Here is a 13,930-nt window from a genome sequence, read left to right on the forward strand (position 1 = left end):
CACCCATGGAGTTGTCCAAGGGGCCCGGAAGGGCCCCTTTTCTTGGTGGATGGGCCGAGGTGGTACGCTGGGGTGTGCCGGATCCTTCGCCCATCGCCCGCCTTCGACCCAAAAAGGCCTTCGGCCAGAACTTCCTGGTGAACGACGGTGCCATTGCCACCATCGTGGGGGCGGCGGTCGCGTCGGATGCCCCGCGCCTGCTGGAGATCGGTCCCGGCCCGGGGGTGCTGACGGAGCGCCTGCTGGCGGATGGGCGGCCCCTGTGGGCCGTGGACCTGGACCCCGAGGCCTGTGAGCTGCTCCAGACGCGTTTCGGAGGCTGCCCGCAGTTCCACCTGCTGCAGGGCGATGCGGTCCGGATCCCGCTTCCGGAGGGCGGACCCTGGTCCGTGATCGGCAACCTGCCCTACAACGCCGCCACGCCCATCCTGGCCCGCCTGCTGACCGAGGGCGTCGCCTGGGAGCGCATGGTGCTCATGTTCCAGCTGGAGGTGGCCCAGAAGCTCATGGGCATCCCCGGCACCAAAGCCTACGGTCCCCTGTCCGTGCTGGCCCAGCTCTGCGCCCGGCTGACCCGGCTCGTGAAGCTGGGGCCGGGCTCCTTCCGCCCGGCGCCCAAGGTGGACTCGGCCGTCGTGCTGTTCGAGCCCCGCCAAGATGCCCCCTTGCTTCAGGAACGCAGGGCCCTGCTGCAGGTGCTCCACCGCTCCTTCGCCCACCGCCGGAAGACCCTGGCGAACAACTGGCAGGGCGTCCTGTCGGCTGAGGCCCTGTCAAAGGCCGGCATCACTTCGGCGCTGCGCGCCGAAGTGATCGCGCCTTCGGCGTGGCTCTTGGCGACCCGTGAATTGTTGAATCATCATCCCGAGGTGTTCCCATCGTCATGCCCGTAGCGCCTGAATTCGAAACCTGGGCCGAGGCCCCCGCCGCCGACGAGCTGCGCCTGATCCCCATCGGCGGACTTGGCGAGTTCGGCATGAACGCGCTGGTGGTGCACAGCGCCCGCAGCCTCTTCCTGGTGGACTGCGGCCAGCTGTTCCCCTCCGATGACCAGCCGGGCATCGATTCCATCGTGCCGGACTTCGCCTACCTGGAGCCCTTCGCGGACCGGCTCCAGGCCGTGCTGCTCACCCATGGCCACGAGGATCATCTCGGCGCGCTGCCGTATTTCCTCCGGCGCTGGCCGGTCCCGGTCTATGGTACGGCCTTCACGCTGGGCCTGCTGGAAGGCAAGCTCCGCGAACACGGCCTGGACACGGGATTGCTGCATGTGGTGCGGGATTATGGCCGCGTGAAAGTGGGCGATGGCGAGATCGAGGCCGAGTGGATCCCCGTGACCCACAGCATCCCGGATGCCTGCGCCCTGGCGCTGCACACGCCCCAGGGCGTGCTGGTCCACTCGGGCGACTTCAAGCTCGATCCCGAGCCTCTGGATGGTCGCCACACGGGCCTGGAGCGCCTGAAGGCCCTGGGGGATGCCGGCGTACGCCTGCTGATGGCCGATTCCACCAACGTGGGCCGGCCGGGGCGCTCCCCCTCGGAGGCCGTGTGCCGCGAAGGGCTGGAGGCCGCCTTCGAGCAGACCAAAGGGCGGCTCTTCGTCACCACGTTCAGCTCCAACATCCACCGCCTCCAGACGGTGGTGGACCTGGCCTACGAGTTCCGCCGCCAGGTGGTGCTCCTGGGCCGCAGCCTGGATCGGAACCTGGCCCTGGCGCGCTCTCTCAAGCGGCTGGACCTGCCGGACGACATCCTGGTGGACGTCAAGGACGCCCACCTCTTCCGCAAGGGTGAGCTGGTGGTGCTCTGCACCGGCAGCCAGGGCGAGCCCATGAGCGGGCTGGCGCGACTGCTCCGCCGGGAGGTGAAGGGCCTGCCCATGGAGCCCGGTGACCGGCTGGTGGTGAGCGCCCGGGCCATTCCCGGCAACGAGGTGGCCATCTCGCGCATGCTTGATGCGGCGGAACGCCTGGGCGCCGAGACTTCCAATGATGGCCTGGGTCCCGTCCATGCCTCCGGTCATGGCAGCCGTGAGGAACTGGCCGACCTGATCCGCGCCGTCCGGCCCACGCAGATGGTGCCCGTCCATGGCACCTACCGGAACCTGCGGGCCCACAGCGCCCTGGCGGCTTCCTTGGGCTGGCCGCCCGAGCGGATCTCCCTGCTCGATGGTGGCCTCTGCCTGCGCCTGTTCCTGGATGGCCGGGTGGACATGCCGGGCGCGGTGCCCGTGGGCAAGTGCTTCGTGCATGAGGGCGTGGACCACATGGTGGATGCCCGGGTGGTGCAGGACCGCCTCATCCTCCAGGAGGACGGCGTCGTCTTCGCCACCCTGCTGGTGGATCCGCAGACGGGGGAACTGGCGGCGACGCCCACCATCCTCAGCCGGGGTTTCGTGATGCTGTCCGACGATGAAGCCTATGCCGAGCTGCTCGCGGGCGTGGCGCGGAAGGCCTACGAGGAGGCGCCCGCCGAGGTCCGCGGGAACGGTGAGGCCATCCGGGATACGCTGCGCCTGGCTCTGCGCCGGATCATCCGGAAGACCACGCAGACCCGGCCCCTGGTGATCCCGGTGATCCTGGAGGCGCCGGGATCCTAGAATCCCGGTCGGGTGCGGATGGTGAAGCTCAGGCCCGCGAAGCGGTCCGTTCCGAAGGCCTCGGACCGCGTGGCCCCCAGCTGGAATTCCAGGAGAAACCTGGAGGAGACCTTCCAGGCGGCCGTTCCCGTCACGGTGTCCGATCTCTCTCCAGTCATGTGATCCACGTCTCTGGTTGCCTCCAGCCCCCAGCGGGTGCGCTTCAGGTCGGCTTCCAGGCCCATCGTCGCTGTCCAGTCGAGGAGGGAGGCCTTGCCGCCCACCCTGGAGGCGGACATCCTCTCGAGCCGACTCACCAGCCTGCCGGCGAGGGCCTGGAAGACCTCGGGACTCACGCCTCCGGCGCTGTTCCGGATACGGCTGACATCGGTCTCGCCGTGCAGAGACCCATAGTCGTAGTAGATGTACGAGCAGTACGGACGCCAGACCTCGCCGAGATAGTCGAGGTTGGCCCCGAGGCCCGTATCGGTGACCCTCAGGTCGGCGTACCCCGTCACGTAGACGATGCCGGTGGGCGTGTTGATGGGTCGGCTGGTGAAGCGGAGGCGATCGAACTCGGTGGTCCGCCTGGATAGCTCGAAGCCGAGCCGCCAGGCGCCGATATCGAAGGCAGGCAGGAAGACGTAGCGGTCATAGGCCAGCAGGTCGGACATGTCCGTCCGGTCGTACCGCAGGCCGAGGTCGAACACGCCGAAGGAACGGTCGCCGCCAAGGCTCGTGGTGGTCGTGGTCGTCGTGGTCCCGGCGGGACTGGGGGCCTGGGTCGTGGAGGCGAGGTTGGATTTGACGCCCGAGAGGAACAAGGTGAGGGCTCCGCTCGCACTCCAGGTGAGCTTGCCGTGGAGGTCATGGCCCTCGCTGCTGTCGGCCAGCCCGCCCAGCTTGAGCGTGAGGTTCGGAGGCGGTGGAGGGGTGATAGCCAACTCGGCACTCGACTGGGCCAGGGCCGGCAGCGAGGCTGCTGCCAGGACGATCCATTTCACGGGTCACCTGCTTGGGAAGGGGTGAAGGGTGGGAGGGGACAAACGAAAGGAGAGGGGACCGCCCCTCTCCTTTCGGCAGGAACGCACGGCTATTTATCCTTCCGCTGTTCCTGGATGGCTTCCTGGATGGATTTCTGGAACTCGTCCACCAGCAGGATGAAGCGGCCCTGCTGGGCCGGCGTGAGGGAACCCCGGATGTCCTCCTCGAAGCGCTTCCGGGAGGCCTCCTGCTGCTGCCGGAGCGCGGCGAGCTCCTCCACCACGGGCTGCAGCTTCCGATTCTTCTCATCCTCGCTGCCGGGGCCCATCAGGGTGGCATTCATCTGGTGGCGCAACTGGCCCATCAATAGCCGACGTGAGGAGGATTCCTCGTCGAAAAGGGCCCAGCGATCCGCAATGGCGTTGGCCTTCTCCTCGGACAGGCCGAGGGCCTTCTGGAGCTTCTTCGACCTGAGCTCGTGGAGCATCGCCACGATCCGCTCCCGGCGCGGTGCGGCCCGGCGCTCCGGGGGGTCCCTGAAGGCCCGCTCGGGGCGGACCCGACCCTGGGCGCTCAGGGCGAGGCCGGTCAAGACAAGGATCAGGAGGGTGCGGATGGACATGGAAGACTCCACGGGGAGCTGCGATCACTTCTTTGCGGGTGGCTGGGCCTGCCGGTCGCTGAGGATCCTGAGGACGGCATCCGCCTCCTGCTGGGAGAGGGCCGTCAGCTGGGACACGGCGTCCTCCGGATCCTGGAAGGGGGTCTCGGGAAGGACCTCCTGGACTTCGGAGGGCGTCCGGGGCAGGGTGGCTTCCACGAGGGGGGTGCGGTTGGCCCGTCCGGCCCAGAAGGCGCCAGCCCCCACGGCCATCAGCAGGGCCGCAGCCGCGCCCCAGGCGAAGGGACCCACGCGCAGGTGGAGGCGGGGGCGGGCAGGCAGCTTCCGGAGGATGCGCTCGGGGAGCCGCTCGAAGTAGCCAGCGGGCGCCAGGGCCTCCGGGCTCTCCTCCTGGGCGAGGTAGGCCACCCGGACCTCCGAGCAGGCCCGGCAGATCTTCAGGTGGGCTTCCGCCTCAGGGCCCGGGTCGACGGGGTCCACCAGGACGGACTCCATGGTGGGAACGCAGGCGGGGGGAATGGGGATCTCGCGCATGGTGTGTTGGCCTCCTCTCACTCGGCCCATCCTGGGCCTCGCCCGCTGGGCGGTCGCTTCGCGTCCGTGGGCCTGCGCTCCTGCTGCGGCCTCACATGGCGGGTCAGGTTCTGGATGGCATGGAAGATGTGGGCCTTCACGCTGCCCACCGAGGTGCCCATCTCCTGGGCGATCCGTTCATATTTCCAATCGTGCTGGAGCTTGAGCGTCAGTGCCTGCTTCTGGCGCTTGGGCAGCTTGGGCAGGGCTTCCTGGAGCAGACGGCGGGCCTCCTGGTCCATGAGCGAGGAGATCTGAGTCTCCTCCACGCGGAGGGCCGGATGTTCGAGCGTGCCCTCCGGGCCGTCGAGGCTCTCGTGTTCCTTGGCGACGCGCTCCCGGTAGTTCAGGGCCTGGCGGGTGGCGATGGTGATGAGCCAGGTCCGAAAGGAGGATTCGAAGCGGAAGCCCGGCAGGGAGCGGAAGACCCGGATGAAGGTCTCCTGCACCACGTCATCCGCGTCCTGGTGGTTCTTCAGGATGGAGAAGGCCTTGCCGTAGACATCCCGGGAGAAGAGCCGAACCAGGGAGCCGAAGGCGGTCTGATCGCCCTGCTGCGCCTCCTCCACCCAGGCCAGGACCTCCGGGGTGTGGTACGGCGAGCCCGGATCGGGGGTCCGATCGGCGGTCGGGTTGGCCGTCTGGATCATCAGGGGCTCGCTCAAGGTGGCTATTGCCATCATGTTAGACTCCGACAGCAGGAATCAAGGAGAAACCGCCGTCACCGGATGGACCCGGCGTGGCCTCATGAGGTTGAATGGACATGGATTTAGGGCACGACTTTCAGGTCCCAATTTCAGGAGTCTTCATGCGAACGCGCATCACCCCCCTCGTGTCCGAGGCTCAGATCCGGGCCCGGGTCCAGGAGCTGGGGGCCCAGCTCTCGAAGGATTATGCGGGGAAGGACCTGGTGGTCATCGGCCTCCTGAACGGCGTGTTCCCCTTCTTCGCGGATCTCGTCCGCACCATGGATCTGGACATCGACGTGAGCTTCATGCAGGTGGCCAGCTACGGTGGCGGCATGGAAAGCACCGGCGAGGTGCACATCCTCAAGGACCTCGATCGCAGCATCCAGGGGCGCCACGCCCTAGTCGTGGAGGACATCGTGGATACGGGCCTCACGCTGTTCAAGGTCCGGAACCTGCTCACCGACCGCGAACCCCTCAGCCTGAAGATCTGCACCCTGCTGGACAAGCCCAGCCGCCGGAAGATCGAGGTCCCGGTGGACTACATCGGCTTCACCATCGAGGATCATTTCGTCGTGGGCTACGGCCTCGACCTCGACGGGAAGCTCCGCAACCTGCCCTACGTCGGCGTGTACCACCCGTGACGATTCCTCTGCCTGGAGCCTCCCTTCTGCTGGTCGCGTGCCTGTCGGCGACCGGGTGCGGCTATCACCGTCTGGACCGCCAGCAGCGGTCCGCGCCCTGGGCGAAGCAGGGGGAGACCATCCGCCTGGCTCGGTTCCGCAACCTCACGCCGCGGCTGGGGCTGGAGGACCGCTTCACCAAGGCCCTGGAGAACCGCGTGGTGGCGGCCAGCCCTTGGCGGTTGGTGGCGCAGGGGGAACCCTCCCGTTGGGTGCTTCAGGGGACTCTGGAAAGCTATGTGTCCCGCCCCATCGGCCTCACCCTCGGCAACGACAAGGCCAAGGCCAGCGCAGGATCAGCCTCCCGCGTCGAGGTGGCCGTGGTGGCCAGCGTGGACCTGCTCGACGGGCAGACGGGCGTGGTGGTGCTCTCCCGCCGTGGCCTGACCTTCTCGAACCAGTACCGGGTGGACCAGAACTTCGCCAGCTTCGACAGCCGTGAGCTGCAGGTGCTGGAAAGCCTAGCTGACGACTTCGCCGAGAGCTTCCTCACGCAGCTGTTGGAAGGCATCGACTGATGGCCGTGCCCGCCGCCTGGCTGAATCACGACTTCGCCCTGCTGCATGGTGAGGATGGCGACGGCCGCCGCGAGGCCCTGGAGGCCTGGAAGCAGAAGCACGTGGATCCCGAGTGGGCGGACTTCTCGCTCACGGTCTGTTCCGAAGGCTGCCCCTGGCCCGAGGTCACGGCCGCCCTGCAGGAAGCGGCGCCTCTGGGCGCAGAAACCCGCACCGTCATCGTGCCCGCCGCCGACAACCTGTTCACCCGCGCCAAGGAACTGCCGGCCGTGGTCAAGGCGATCCTCGAGAAGCCTCCGGCTGGCGTGAACCTGCTGCTGGTGGCCTGGACGACCCTTCCAGCCTCCCCGGGGAAAGCCCTGGGCGCCAAGCCCTGGACAGACTGGACCAAGGCCGGAAGGATCCTGAAGGTCGGCGCCCTTGATGCGATGGAGATCCCGGGGTACATCGAGGCTGAGGCGCGGCGGCTGGGCCTGTCGCTTCAGGGGGCCGCCGCGGCCATGCTGGCCCAGCGTCAGGGTGGCCACCCGGGCCTGCTCAAGCGCGCCCTCGAAGTGCTGGACTTGCTCGCCGAGGACCGGCGGGTGACCGAGGCCATGGTGGACCAGGTCACCTTCAGGCTCGCCGATCAGAAGGCCTTCGCCTGGTCCGGCGCCTGGCAGAAGGGAGATGCCGCCGGGGCGCTACGGGCCCTGCGCACGGCCCTGGAGGATGGGGACGAACCCCTGATGATGCTGGGCCAGGTCCGCCGTGAGGTGGACCGGCTGCTGCGACTGGCGGAAGCCGAGGCGGCGGGATTGAAGGGGACCGAACTGCTCAGTGCCCTCGGGATGTCACCCAAGCAGGCCTTCCTGCTGGACGGGTACCGGGGTGCCCTGGCCAAGCTCAAGGCCCGAGGGGTCAAGGCCCTCCTGGGGCGGGTCAATCAGTGTGAGCGGGATCTCAAGGGCATGGCCCTGTCCCGGAGCGAGGCGCCCCTCCTGGATCTCACCCTGGCCCTTTGCCGGGCCTGGGGTCGTTGAGGCTCCCCCGGGCCTACTGATTGGTCAGGTGGAACGTGGCCTGGTAGCTCGTGCTCCAAGCAAGGACGGTGTAGCTGCCCGCGATGGCATTTGCCGTGAGCACGGGAGCCACCGCATTACCCCCATCATCCGTGATCACGGTCGCGTTGGTGGAGCCACCCGGGAAGGTGCCGCCAGCGCCTGATTCGGGCGCCGAGAACGTCACGGGGTGCCCCCCCAGGGACATGCCGTTCTTGTGGAAATGCACCTTCATGGCCGTGGGGAATGCCGAGTTCACCGGCGCGCTCTGGTTGTCCCCGGCAAGGATGTCCAGCCTTGGGGTCAACTCTTCGGGAGTCTGGGTATAACCCGCGGCGTTGGAGCAGCCCGGGGTACAGAGGATGCCGGCGACGACGGCCAAGCCCCCGATCAGGTCCATCGACCTCAGCTTCATGGAATCTGCTCCTGCAAAGGAATATGTGATGCCCCATATTGAACGAGACTGGAACCCGAAGGTAGGGGGCAAGGCGACGCGGTGGCCGGCTGGGACCCCGGATGGTGGGGCTGGCCCGCCTCCTGCCGCCGGGTGAACCGGACATTGATCACTTGAGCGTGAGCTTCGCCGGGCGGATCATGGGGGTCTGCATCCCGGAGGGCCCATGTCTGAGTGCGTCATTCCCACCCTGACCTCCCCAGAGGTGGTGGCGTCCAAGTCCGTCCTGCCCGAGGGCTGGAAAGCAGACCTTGCCAACTTGAAGACCCTGGACCTCACCCAGCCGGTGACGGAACTGCTGCGGCGCACCACCAGCCGCCTGCCCCAGGACGTGATCGAGGCCATCGTGAAGGGCCGCGACGCCGAGGAGGAGGGCAGCCGCGCCTTCAACACCCTGAACGACATGGTGCGCAACATCAACCTGGCGGATGGCCAGGTGACGCCGCTCTGCCAGGACACGGGCTCGGTGATCTTCTGGGTGCGCCATCCCTTCGGCCTCAGTCAGCGCGCCGCCAAGGCGCAAATCCGCGCCGCCGTCGTCGAGGCGACCAAGCGTTCATGGTTGCGTCCCAACTGCGTGGAATCGCTGAGCGGCAAGAACAGCGGCACCAACATGGATCCTTTCCACGAGCACCACCCGGCCATCCACTTCGAGGAGTGGGACAGGCCGGAGATCGAGATCTCGGTCATGCAGAAGGGCGGGGGCTGCGAAAACGTGGGTGCCCAGTACCGTCTGCCCGACGCCGCGCTGGGCGCGGGCCGCGACATCAAGGGTGTGCGCAAGTGCATCATCGATGCCGTGGTGAAGGCCCAGGGTCAGGGCTGCAGCCCCGGCATCCTCGGCGTGGCCATCGGCGGTGATCGCGTCACCGGCTATGAGAAGAGCAAGGAACTCATCCTCCGCAAGCTGGGCACGGCCAATGCGGATCCCAAGATGGATGCCTTCGAGAAGGAGGTCACCAGGGACCTCAACACGCTGGGCATCGGGCCCATGGGCTACGGCGGCGTCACCACCGCCCTCGGCATCCACGTCGAGGAGATGTACCGCCATCCGGCCAGCTTCTACGTGAGCATCAGCTACATGTGCTGGAGCAGCCGACGCGGAACGGTCACCTTCCCGGCCAGCGGCCAGCCTTCCTTTGATCTGTGAGGCTCCCATGATCCGACTCACCACCCCCATCACCGAAGATCAGATCCGCGAACTCAAGGTCGGCGACGAAGTGCTGCTGAATGGCCGCGTCGTCCTCAGCCGCGACATGGGCCACAAGTTCATGAAGGAGCAGAAGCCCGAGTGGCTGAAGCCCATCCTCGAGAACATGGTCATCTACCACTGCGGCCCGGTCGTGAAGAAGAACGAGGACGGCACCTGGTCCTTCGTGGCCGCTGGTCCCACCACCAGCATCCGCGAAGAACCCTACCAGGCCGACGTCATCGAGACCTACAAGGTGCGAGGCGTCATCGGCAAGGGCGGCATGGGCAAGAAGACCAGCGAAGGCCTGCAGAAGACCGGCGCGGTCTACCTCCACGCCACGGGCGGCGCGGGCAGCCTGCTGGCCGAGCGCGTGAAGCGCGTGGTGGACGTGAAGATGCTCGAGGAATTCGGCAGCCCCGAGGCCTTCTGGATCATCGAGGTGGAGGACTTCCCCCTGGTGGTCACCATGGACAGTCACGGCGGCAGCCTCCACGAGATCGTAGCCCAGCAGAGCCAGGAGCGCGCCAAGGCGCTGATGGCGTGAATCCGGGCGTTTTGGATCGATTCCTCCCGCGCTAGGCTGGAGGGATGGCCCAGACCTACCACCAGCTCCGCCTCGACCTGGCCGCGGCCCTGGCCGTGTTTCTCGATCCGGACGAGGCCCACGCGGAGTGCATCCGCTGGTTCGAGGAGGGCCTGGACCTGTCGCGCACCTGGATGGCGGCCCACGGCAGCGACCAGGTGCCCGCCGAGGTCCGTCGGCGGGTGAGCGCCTGGGTGCGTCGCCGACGCAAGGGCGAGCCCTGGGCCTACATCCTGGGCTGGACCTTCTTCCGCGACCGGCGCTTCAAGGTCAGTTCCGACACGCTCATCCCGCGCCCCGAGACCGAACTGCTGGTGGAGGCAGCCCTGGACGTGGGCAGACGCTTGAAGGTGGATCGCTGCGTGGATGTGGGGACGGGCAGCGGCATCATCGCCGTGAGCTTGGCCCTGGAAACGGGCTGGCAGGTCACCGCCTCGGATCTGAGCCCCGGTGCCCTGGCCGTGGCCGCGGAGAATGCCCAGATACTCGGGGCCCAGGTGTCCTTCCTGGAGGGCAGCCTTCTGGAACCCCTGCCGGATCCCGTGGGATTGGTGGTGGCGAACCTGCCCTATGTGGATCCCGCCGACCAGCCAACCCTCCAGCGGGAACTGACATTCGAGCCAGCTTCCGCCCTCTTCGCCCCAGATCGGGGCCTGGCCCTGTCCGAGACCCTGCTGCGGCAGGCCCGGGAGCGGCAGGCGTCGGCCTGCCTGCTGGAGATCGGAGCCGGTCAGGGGGGCGAGTTGTGCCGCCGCGGCATGGGCATCGGCTGGAGCAAGGTCATGATTCATCAAGATCTTGCGGGTCATGACCGCATTCTGGTCGCTCTCGCCTGAAGGTTTGGCACTGTCCTCGCCCCAAGAAGGCTTGGAGGTGCGTCATGAGGAAAATGCTGCCTATCGTCCTGCTCTTCGTGGGATTCGGCTGCTCCATTCCCAAGCGTCACGATGCCAACCTGGCCAAGAAGCCCGCCATCCCCTATGTGGACGAGGCGCCGCCGATGCAACCCCTGAGCGAGGGGAGCCTCTGGCGGGACCGCCCGATGATCGCGGACCTGCGGGCCTTCCGCGTCAATGACCTGGTGACCCTGAAGATCAGCGAGAGCACCAATGCCATCAGCAAGGCGGATGTCACGACCAGCCGCGTGGGCAGCAACAAGCTCAGCAGCCCCAATCTCTTCAGCGCACTGGCCGGGTTCGGGATCGGGAGCAGCACCGCCGACAAGACCACGGGCAATACCAACAAGTACGCCGGGACAGGAACCACCGGGCGCAGCGCCACCTTCACCACCACGGTTACGGCGCGGGTCGTCAAGGTCGTGGGCAACGGGAACCTGATCTTCGAGGGCTATCGGGACATCCAGCTGAACAACGAGACCCAGCGCCTCTATGTGGCCGGCATGCTTGATCCCCACATGCTGGATGCCACCAACGCCATCACCTCCGGGCAGGTGGCCGAACTGCGCGTCGGGTACGGAGGCCAGGGCGTGGTCGACGAAACGCTGAAGCCGGGCTACATCAGCCGCCTGCTTGCCTACATCTGGCCGTTCTAGGGAGCTTCCATGCGCATCGTCGTCCTCTTCCTCGCATGCCTGGCCCTCTTCGGGGCGGATGTCGCCAAGACCGAAAAGAAGGTCGAGTCCAAGCTCCGGGACGTGGCCCGGCTCCAGGGCGTCCGGGGCAACCAGCTCCTGGGCTACGGCATGGTCGTGGGCCTGGATGGCACTGGCGACAAGGACCAGACCAAGTTCACGGTCCAGTCCCTGGCCAACCTCATGTCCCGCCAGGGACTGACGGTCAATCCGACCACGATCAAGGTGAAGAATGTGGCGGCGGTCATGGTGACGGCGGAACTGCCCCCCTTCGCCCGGTCCGGGTCGCGTCTGGATGTGACGGTTTCGAGCACCGGTGACGCCAAGTCGTTGGCTGGTGGGACCCTGCTGATGACCGCCATGCAGGGGCCCGATGGGCAGACCTACGCCGTGGCGCAGGGTCCCCTGCTGGTGGGCGGCTTCAGCGCCTCGGCCGGGGGAGCCTCGGTCACCAAGAACCACCCCACCGTGGGCCGCGTACCGGACGGGGGCATCATCGAGCGCGAAGTGGGGGGTGACTTCAACGCACGCCCCACGCTGCGGTACAGCCTCGTGGAAGAGGACTTCACCACCGCCATCCGTGTGGTGCATGCCATCAACGAGGAGTTGGGGGAGAAGCTCGCCCAGCCGCTCGATGCCCGCACGGTGGAATTGAAGATCCCGAAGGAGTTCCAGGGGCGCGCCGTGGAGCTGGTGGCTAGGCTCGAGAACCTGAACATCCAGCTGCAGCCCAAGGCGCGGGTGGTGGTGAACGAGCGCACGGGCACCGTGATCCTCGGTTCGGAAGTGCGGATCGGGGCCGTGAGCATCGTGCAGGGTGGCCTGAGCATCGTGGTGTCTTCGACGCCGCTGGTGAGCCAGCCGGCCCCCTTCAGCCAGGGCAAGACCGTCCAGGCCACCAAGAAGGACGTGACGGCCGTGGAGGAAAAGCCCAAGACAGTGACCGTCGAACCGGGCGTCAGCGTGGGCAAGCTGGCCGAGATGCTGAACGGCATGGGCGTGAGTCCCCGGGACATGGTGGCCATCCTCCAGGCGATCAAGGAGGCGGGCGCCCTCCAGGCCGAACTGAGGGTGCTGTGATCGTCCAGGGCCTGCCATCCATCGATTCGGTTACCCAGGCCCAGGGCGCCAAGGCCCTGCCTGACCAGACCGAGCGCACGGACAAGGCGGCCCGCCAGTTCGAGGGACTGCTGATGAGCCTCCTCTTCCAGACCATGCGGAAGACGGTGCAGCCCTCGGGGCTGTTCGGGGAATCCGGGCAGTCGCGGTCCACCTACGAGTACCTGATGGACCAGGCGGTGGTGGACCAGGCCGTGTCCACGGGCCATGGGTGGGGTCTGGCCGAGCGGTTGAAGGCCAGCTGGACCCGGCAAGAAAAAACCGCGCATGAAAAAGAACTCCCAGTGGATTGAAGGTTCTTGGCAAACTGCCGATAGAACCTTGTCGAGGTAATCATGCGCATCAGTGGCAAACCGAGCGGTGTCGGAAGCACCCAGAGCGCGACCGGACCCAAGACGTCCGGCGCCCCTGCTTCAGCTCCCGTCACTTCGGTTTCTGGTTCGGATGCCGTCCAAGTGTCTTCAGAGGCTCGGCTTGTGGCCGTGGCCCAGGAGGCCTTGGCCGTCGTCCCCGACATCCGGATGGAGAAGGTGGAAGCCATCAAGGTCCGGTTGGATGCCGATGCCTACAACCCCGATGGAGAGGCCGTGGCCGAGGGGCTCATCAAGGAGCACATGGCGAAAGGACGCCAGTCCTGACCCCCAGGCCCTTGTCGTGAGGGCATGATCAGTCCACTTGGACAGCGCCAGATCCTCCAGACCGCCGCGGTCGAGACGGTCCGGCAGGCCATGGAGGGCGGACTCCAGGTGCAGCGGGAGCAGGCTCGCCGTCAGGCCTTCGACGCCAAGCTTGCCGAGGCCATGCTCGATGTGTCGGACGTGGCGGAGACAGATGTCCTGAAGCTGACAGAACAGGGCGCCCAGGAGCGGAACGGGGGGCGGGGGCACGCCACCGGGGCCACGGAGGAACTCCCGGAGGAGGGTGGCGGAGATCTCCCGGCAGAGGGTGCCGGGCCACATGTGGACCTCTTGGCCTGAGGCTTGCCGGAAGAGGGCTACGGAGGTCTTCCATGCTGCATGCCGTGCCCGAACTCCTGGACGCGCTCGAGACACGATTGATCGAGGGTGAGGATCCGGCCGCCCTCCTGTCCGGAATCCGCTGGTCGGAACTGGTGGGATGGCCCGAGGACGCCATGGCCGCCCGCACCCTGAAGCAGCGGATCATCGCCATCCAGACCTTGATCATGGGGCTCCAGTCTCCTCTGCGGGCGGCCTTCTCCGAGATGTCCGACGCGCCCGTGTACGGACGGGGGGGATTCCCCGCGGAGGCCCCGGTCCGCGTCCAGCGGTTGCACGGAAAGGTCTAGC

Annotated in this window: 19 protein-coding genes; 14 read left to right on the plus strand and 5 right to left on the minus strand. The window is 67.1% G+C overall.

From position 1 onward, the window contains the following. Positions 1-59 precede the first annotated feature (59 nt). Together rsmA and QOZ81_RS05695 are read left to right on the plus strand one after the other, a co-directional pair. Complete coding sequence (gene rsmA, locus QOZ81_RS05690; protein ID WP_291200280.1) at positions 60-893, plus strand: 16S rRNA (adenine(1518)-N(6)/adenine(1519)-N(6))-dimethyltransferase RsmA; 834 nt, start codon at positions 60-62, stop codon at positions 891-893. After that, entirely contained in the window at positions 884-2,599 is a 1,716-nt protein-coding gene (locus QOZ81_RS05695) for a ribonuclease J (protein ID WP_291200277.1), read from the plus strand. Before rsmA ends, QOZ81_RS05695 begins: the two co-directional genes overlap by 10 nt. Here QOZ81_RS05695 and QOZ81_RS05700 read toward each other — a convergent pair. The 4 genes from QOZ81_RS05700 to QOZ81_RS05715 all read right to left on the minus strand — a co-directional run bounded on the left by QOZ81_RS05700 (position 2,596) and on the right by QOZ81_RS05715 (position 5,440). Next, positions 2,596-3,582 (minus strand): hypothetical protein, encoded by a 987-nt coding sequence (locus QOZ81_RS05700; protein ID WP_291200273.1) that lies wholly within the window; start codon positions 3,580-3,582, stop codon positions 2,596-2,598. The genes QOZ81_RS05695 and QOZ81_RS05700 overlap by 4 nt on opposite strands. 89 nt (positions 3,583-3,671) lie before the next feature. After that, positions 3,672-4,184, minus strand: coding sequence for a hypothetical protein (locus QOZ81_RS05705; RefSeq protein ID WP_291200270.1), 513 nt, complete (start codon positions 4,182-4,184; stop codon positions 3,672-3,674). Positions 4,185-4,208: 24 nt separating this feature from the next. Further along, positions 4,209-4,718, minus strand: coding sequence for a hypothetical protein (locus QOZ81_RS05710; protein ID WP_291200267.1), 510 nt, complete (start codon positions 4,716-4,718; stop codon positions 4,209-4,211). Positions 4,719-4,735: 17 nt separating this feature from the next. Then, positions 4,736-5,440: an RNA polymerase sigma factor gene (locus QOZ81_RS05715; RefSeq protein ID WP_291200264.1), complete on the minus strand. Its 705-nt coding sequence runs from the start codon at positions 5,438-5,440 to the stop codon at positions 4,736-4,738. A 125-nt stretch (positions 5,441-5,565) separates the two neighbouring features. Here QOZ81_RS05715 and hpt point away from each other — a divergent pair, with 125 nt between their 5' ends. Genes hpt through holA form a run of 3 tightly spaced genes read left to right on the plus strand, consistent with a single transcriptional unit; the run spans position 5,566 to position 7,666 of the window. After that, positions 5,566-6,087: a hypoxanthine phosphoribosyltransferase gene (gene hpt, locus QOZ81_RS05720; protein ID WP_291200261.1), complete on the plus strand. Its 522-nt coding sequence runs from the start codon at positions 5,566-5,568 to the stop codon at positions 6,085-6,087. Beyond that, positions 6,084-6,644: an LPS assembly lipoprotein LptE gene (gene lptE, locus QOZ81_RS05725; RefSeq protein ID WP_291200258.1), complete on the plus strand. Its 561-nt coding sequence runs from the start codon at positions 6,084-6,086 to the stop codon at positions 6,642-6,644. The genes hpt and lptE overlap by 4 nt, the downstream gene beginning before the upstream one ends. Continuing rightward, entirely contained in the window at positions 6,644-7,666 is a 1,023-nt protein-coding gene (holA, locus tag QOZ81_RS05730; RefSeq protein ID WP_291200255.1) for a DNA polymerase III subunit delta, read from the plus strand. Before lptE ends, holA begins: the two co-directional genes overlap by 1 nt. Before the next feature lie 13 nt (positions 7,667-7,679). Here the strand turns inward: holA and QOZ81_RS05735 are convergent, their stop codons facing one another. Further along, positions 7,680-8,099 carry a hypothetical protein gene (locus tag QOZ81_RS05735; protein WP_291200252.1) on the minus strand — a complete coding sequence of 140 codons (420 nt, stop codon included), beginning with the start codon at positions 8,097-8,099 and terminating at the stop codon, positions 7,680-7,682. Positions 8,100-8,304: 205 nt separating this feature from the next. On the opposite strand from QOZ81_RS05735, the gene QOZ81_RS05740 reads away from it, so the two are divergent. Genes QOZ81_RS05740 through QOZ81_RS05780 form a run of 9 tightly spaced genes read left to right on the plus strand, consistent with a single transcriptional unit; the run spans position 8,305 to position 13,929 of the window. Continuing rightward, on the plus strand, positions 8,305-9,288 hold the full coding sequence (locus QOZ81_RS05740; RefSeq protein ID WP_291200250.1) for a fumarate hydratase: 984 nt from the start codon (positions 8,305-8,307) through the stop codon (positions 9,286-9,288). Between the two features lie 7 nt (positions 9,289-9,295). Continuing rightward, entirely contained in the window at positions 9,296-9,874 is a 579-nt protein-coding gene (locus QOZ81_RS05745) for a FumA C-terminus/TtdB family hydratase beta subunit (protein ID WP_291200247.1), read from the plus strand. A gap of 44 nt (positions 9,875-9,918) precedes the next feature. Next, positions 9,919-10,749, plus strand: a complete 831-nt coding sequence (gene prmC / locus QOZ81_RS05750) for a peptide chain release factor N(5)-glutamine methyltransferase (protein WP_291200244.1) — start codon at positions 9,919-9,921, stop codon at positions 10,747-10,749. Positions 10,750-10,793: 44 nt separating this feature from the next. Continuing rightward, positions 10,794-11,465 carry a flagellar basal body L-ring protein FlgH gene (locus QOZ81_RS05755; protein ID WP_291200241.1) on the plus strand — a complete coding sequence of 224 codons (672 nt, stop codon included), beginning with the start codon at positions 10,794-10,796 and terminating at the stop codon, positions 11,463-11,465. A gap of 9 nt (positions 11,466-11,474) precedes the next feature. Further along, positions 11,475-12,584, plus strand: coding sequence for a flagellar basal body P-ring protein FlgI (locus QOZ81_RS05760; protein ID WP_291200238.1), 1,110 nt, complete (start codon positions 11,475-11,477; stop codon positions 12,582-12,584). Further along, positions 12,581-12,916: a rod-binding protein gene (locus QOZ81_RS05765; protein WP_291200235.1), complete on the plus strand. Its 336-nt coding sequence runs from the start codon at positions 12,581-12,583 to the stop codon at positions 12,914-12,916. The genes QOZ81_RS05760 and QOZ81_RS05765 overlap by 4 nt, the downstream gene beginning before the upstream one ends. Positions 12,917-12,958: 42 nt before the next feature. Then, positions 12,959-13,261 carry a flagellar biosynthesis anti-sigma factor FlgM gene (gene flgM, locus QOZ81_RS05770; protein WP_291200232.1) on the plus strand — a complete coding sequence of 101 codons (303 nt, stop codon included), beginning with the start codon at positions 12,959-12,961 and terminating at the stop codon, positions 13,259-13,261. A 24-nt stretch (positions 13,262-13,285) separates the two neighbouring features. Beyond that, a complete protein-coding gene (locus tag QOZ81_RS05775) occupies positions 13,286-13,600 on the plus strand; it encodes a hypothetical protein (protein ID WP_291200229.1) in 315 nt (104 codons plus the stop codon). A 32-nt stretch (positions 13,601-13,632) separates the two neighbouring features. After that, a complete protein-coding gene (locus tag QOZ81_RS05780) occupies positions 13,633-13,929 on the plus strand; it encodes a hypothetical protein (protein ID WP_291200226.1) in 297 nt (98 codons plus the stop codon). Position 13,930 lies beyond the last annotated feature (1 nt).

Origin of the sequence: Geothrix sp. (assembly GCF_030219325.1) — a bacterium.
Classification (GTDB): domain Bacteria; phylum Acidobacteriota; class Holophagae; order Holophagales; family Holophagaceae; genus Geothrix.

What these genes read in the sequence shown, in the direction of transcription:
- QOZ81_RS05740 (WP_291200250.1), top strand. Translation starts at nt 8,305, where the DNA reads ATGTCTGAGTGCGTCATTCCCACCCTGACCTCCCCAGAGGTGGTGGCG.
- QOZ81_RS05775 (WP_291200229.1), top strand. Translation starts at nt 13,286, where the DNA reads ATGATCAGTCCACTTGGACAGCGCCAGATCCTCCAGACCGCCGCGGTC.
- QOZ81_RS05715 (WP_291200264.1), bottom strand. Translation starts at nt 5,440, where the DNA reads ATGATGGCAATAGCCACCTTGAGCGAGCCCCTGATGATCCAGACGGCC.
- QOZ81_RS05745 (WP_291200247.1), top strand. Translation starts at nt 9,296, where the DNA reads ATGATCCGACTCACCACCCCCATCACCGAAGATCAGATCCGCGAACTC.
- flgM (WP_291200232.1), top strand. Translation starts at nt 12,959, where the DNA reads ATGCGCATCAGTGGCAAACCGAGCGGTGTCGGAAGCACCCAGAGCGCG.
- prmC (WP_291200244.1), top strand. Translation starts at nt 9,919, where the DNA reads ATGGCCCAGACCTACCACCAGCTCCGCCTCGACCTGGCCGCGGCCCTG.
- QOZ81_RS05735 (WP_291200252.1), bottom strand. Translation starts at nt 8,099, where the DNA reads ATGAAGCTGAGGTCGATGGACCTGATCGGGGGCTTGGCCGTCGTCGCC.
- QOZ81_RS05695 (WP_291200277.1), top strand. Translation starts at nt 884, where the DNA reads ATGCCCGTAGCGCCTGAATTCGAAACCTGGGCCGAGGCCCCCGCCGCC.
- QOZ81_RS05710 (WP_291200267.1), bottom strand. Translation starts at nt 4,718, where the DNA reads ATGCGCGAGATCCCCATTCCCCCCGCCTGCGTTCCCACCATGGAGTCC.
- QOZ81_RS05760 (WP_291200238.1), top strand. Translation starts at nt 11,475, where the DNA reads ATGCGCATCGTCGTCCTCTTCCTCGCATGCCTGGCCCTCTTCGGGGCG.
- QOZ81_RS05705 (WP_291200270.1), bottom strand. Translation starts at nt 4,184, where the DNA reads ATGTCCATCCGCACCCTCCTGATCCTTGTCTTGACCGGCCTCGCCCTG.
- holA (WP_291200255.1), top strand. Translation starts at nt 6,644, where the DNA reads ATGGCCGTGCCCGCCGCCTGGCTGAATCACGACTTCGCCCTGCTGCAT.
- QOZ81_RS05755 (WP_291200241.1), top strand. Translation starts at nt 10,794, where the DNA reads ATGAGGAAAATGCTGCCTATCGTCCTGCTCTTCGTGGGATTCGGCTGC.
- QOZ81_RS05780 (WP_291200226.1), top strand. Translation starts at nt 13,633, where the DNA reads ATGCTGCATGCCGTGCCCGAACTCCTGGACGCGCTCGAGACACGATTG.
- hpt (WP_291200261.1), top strand. Translation starts at nt 5,566, where the DNA reads ATGCGAACGCGCATCACCCCCCTCGTGTCCGAGGCTCAGATCCGGGCC.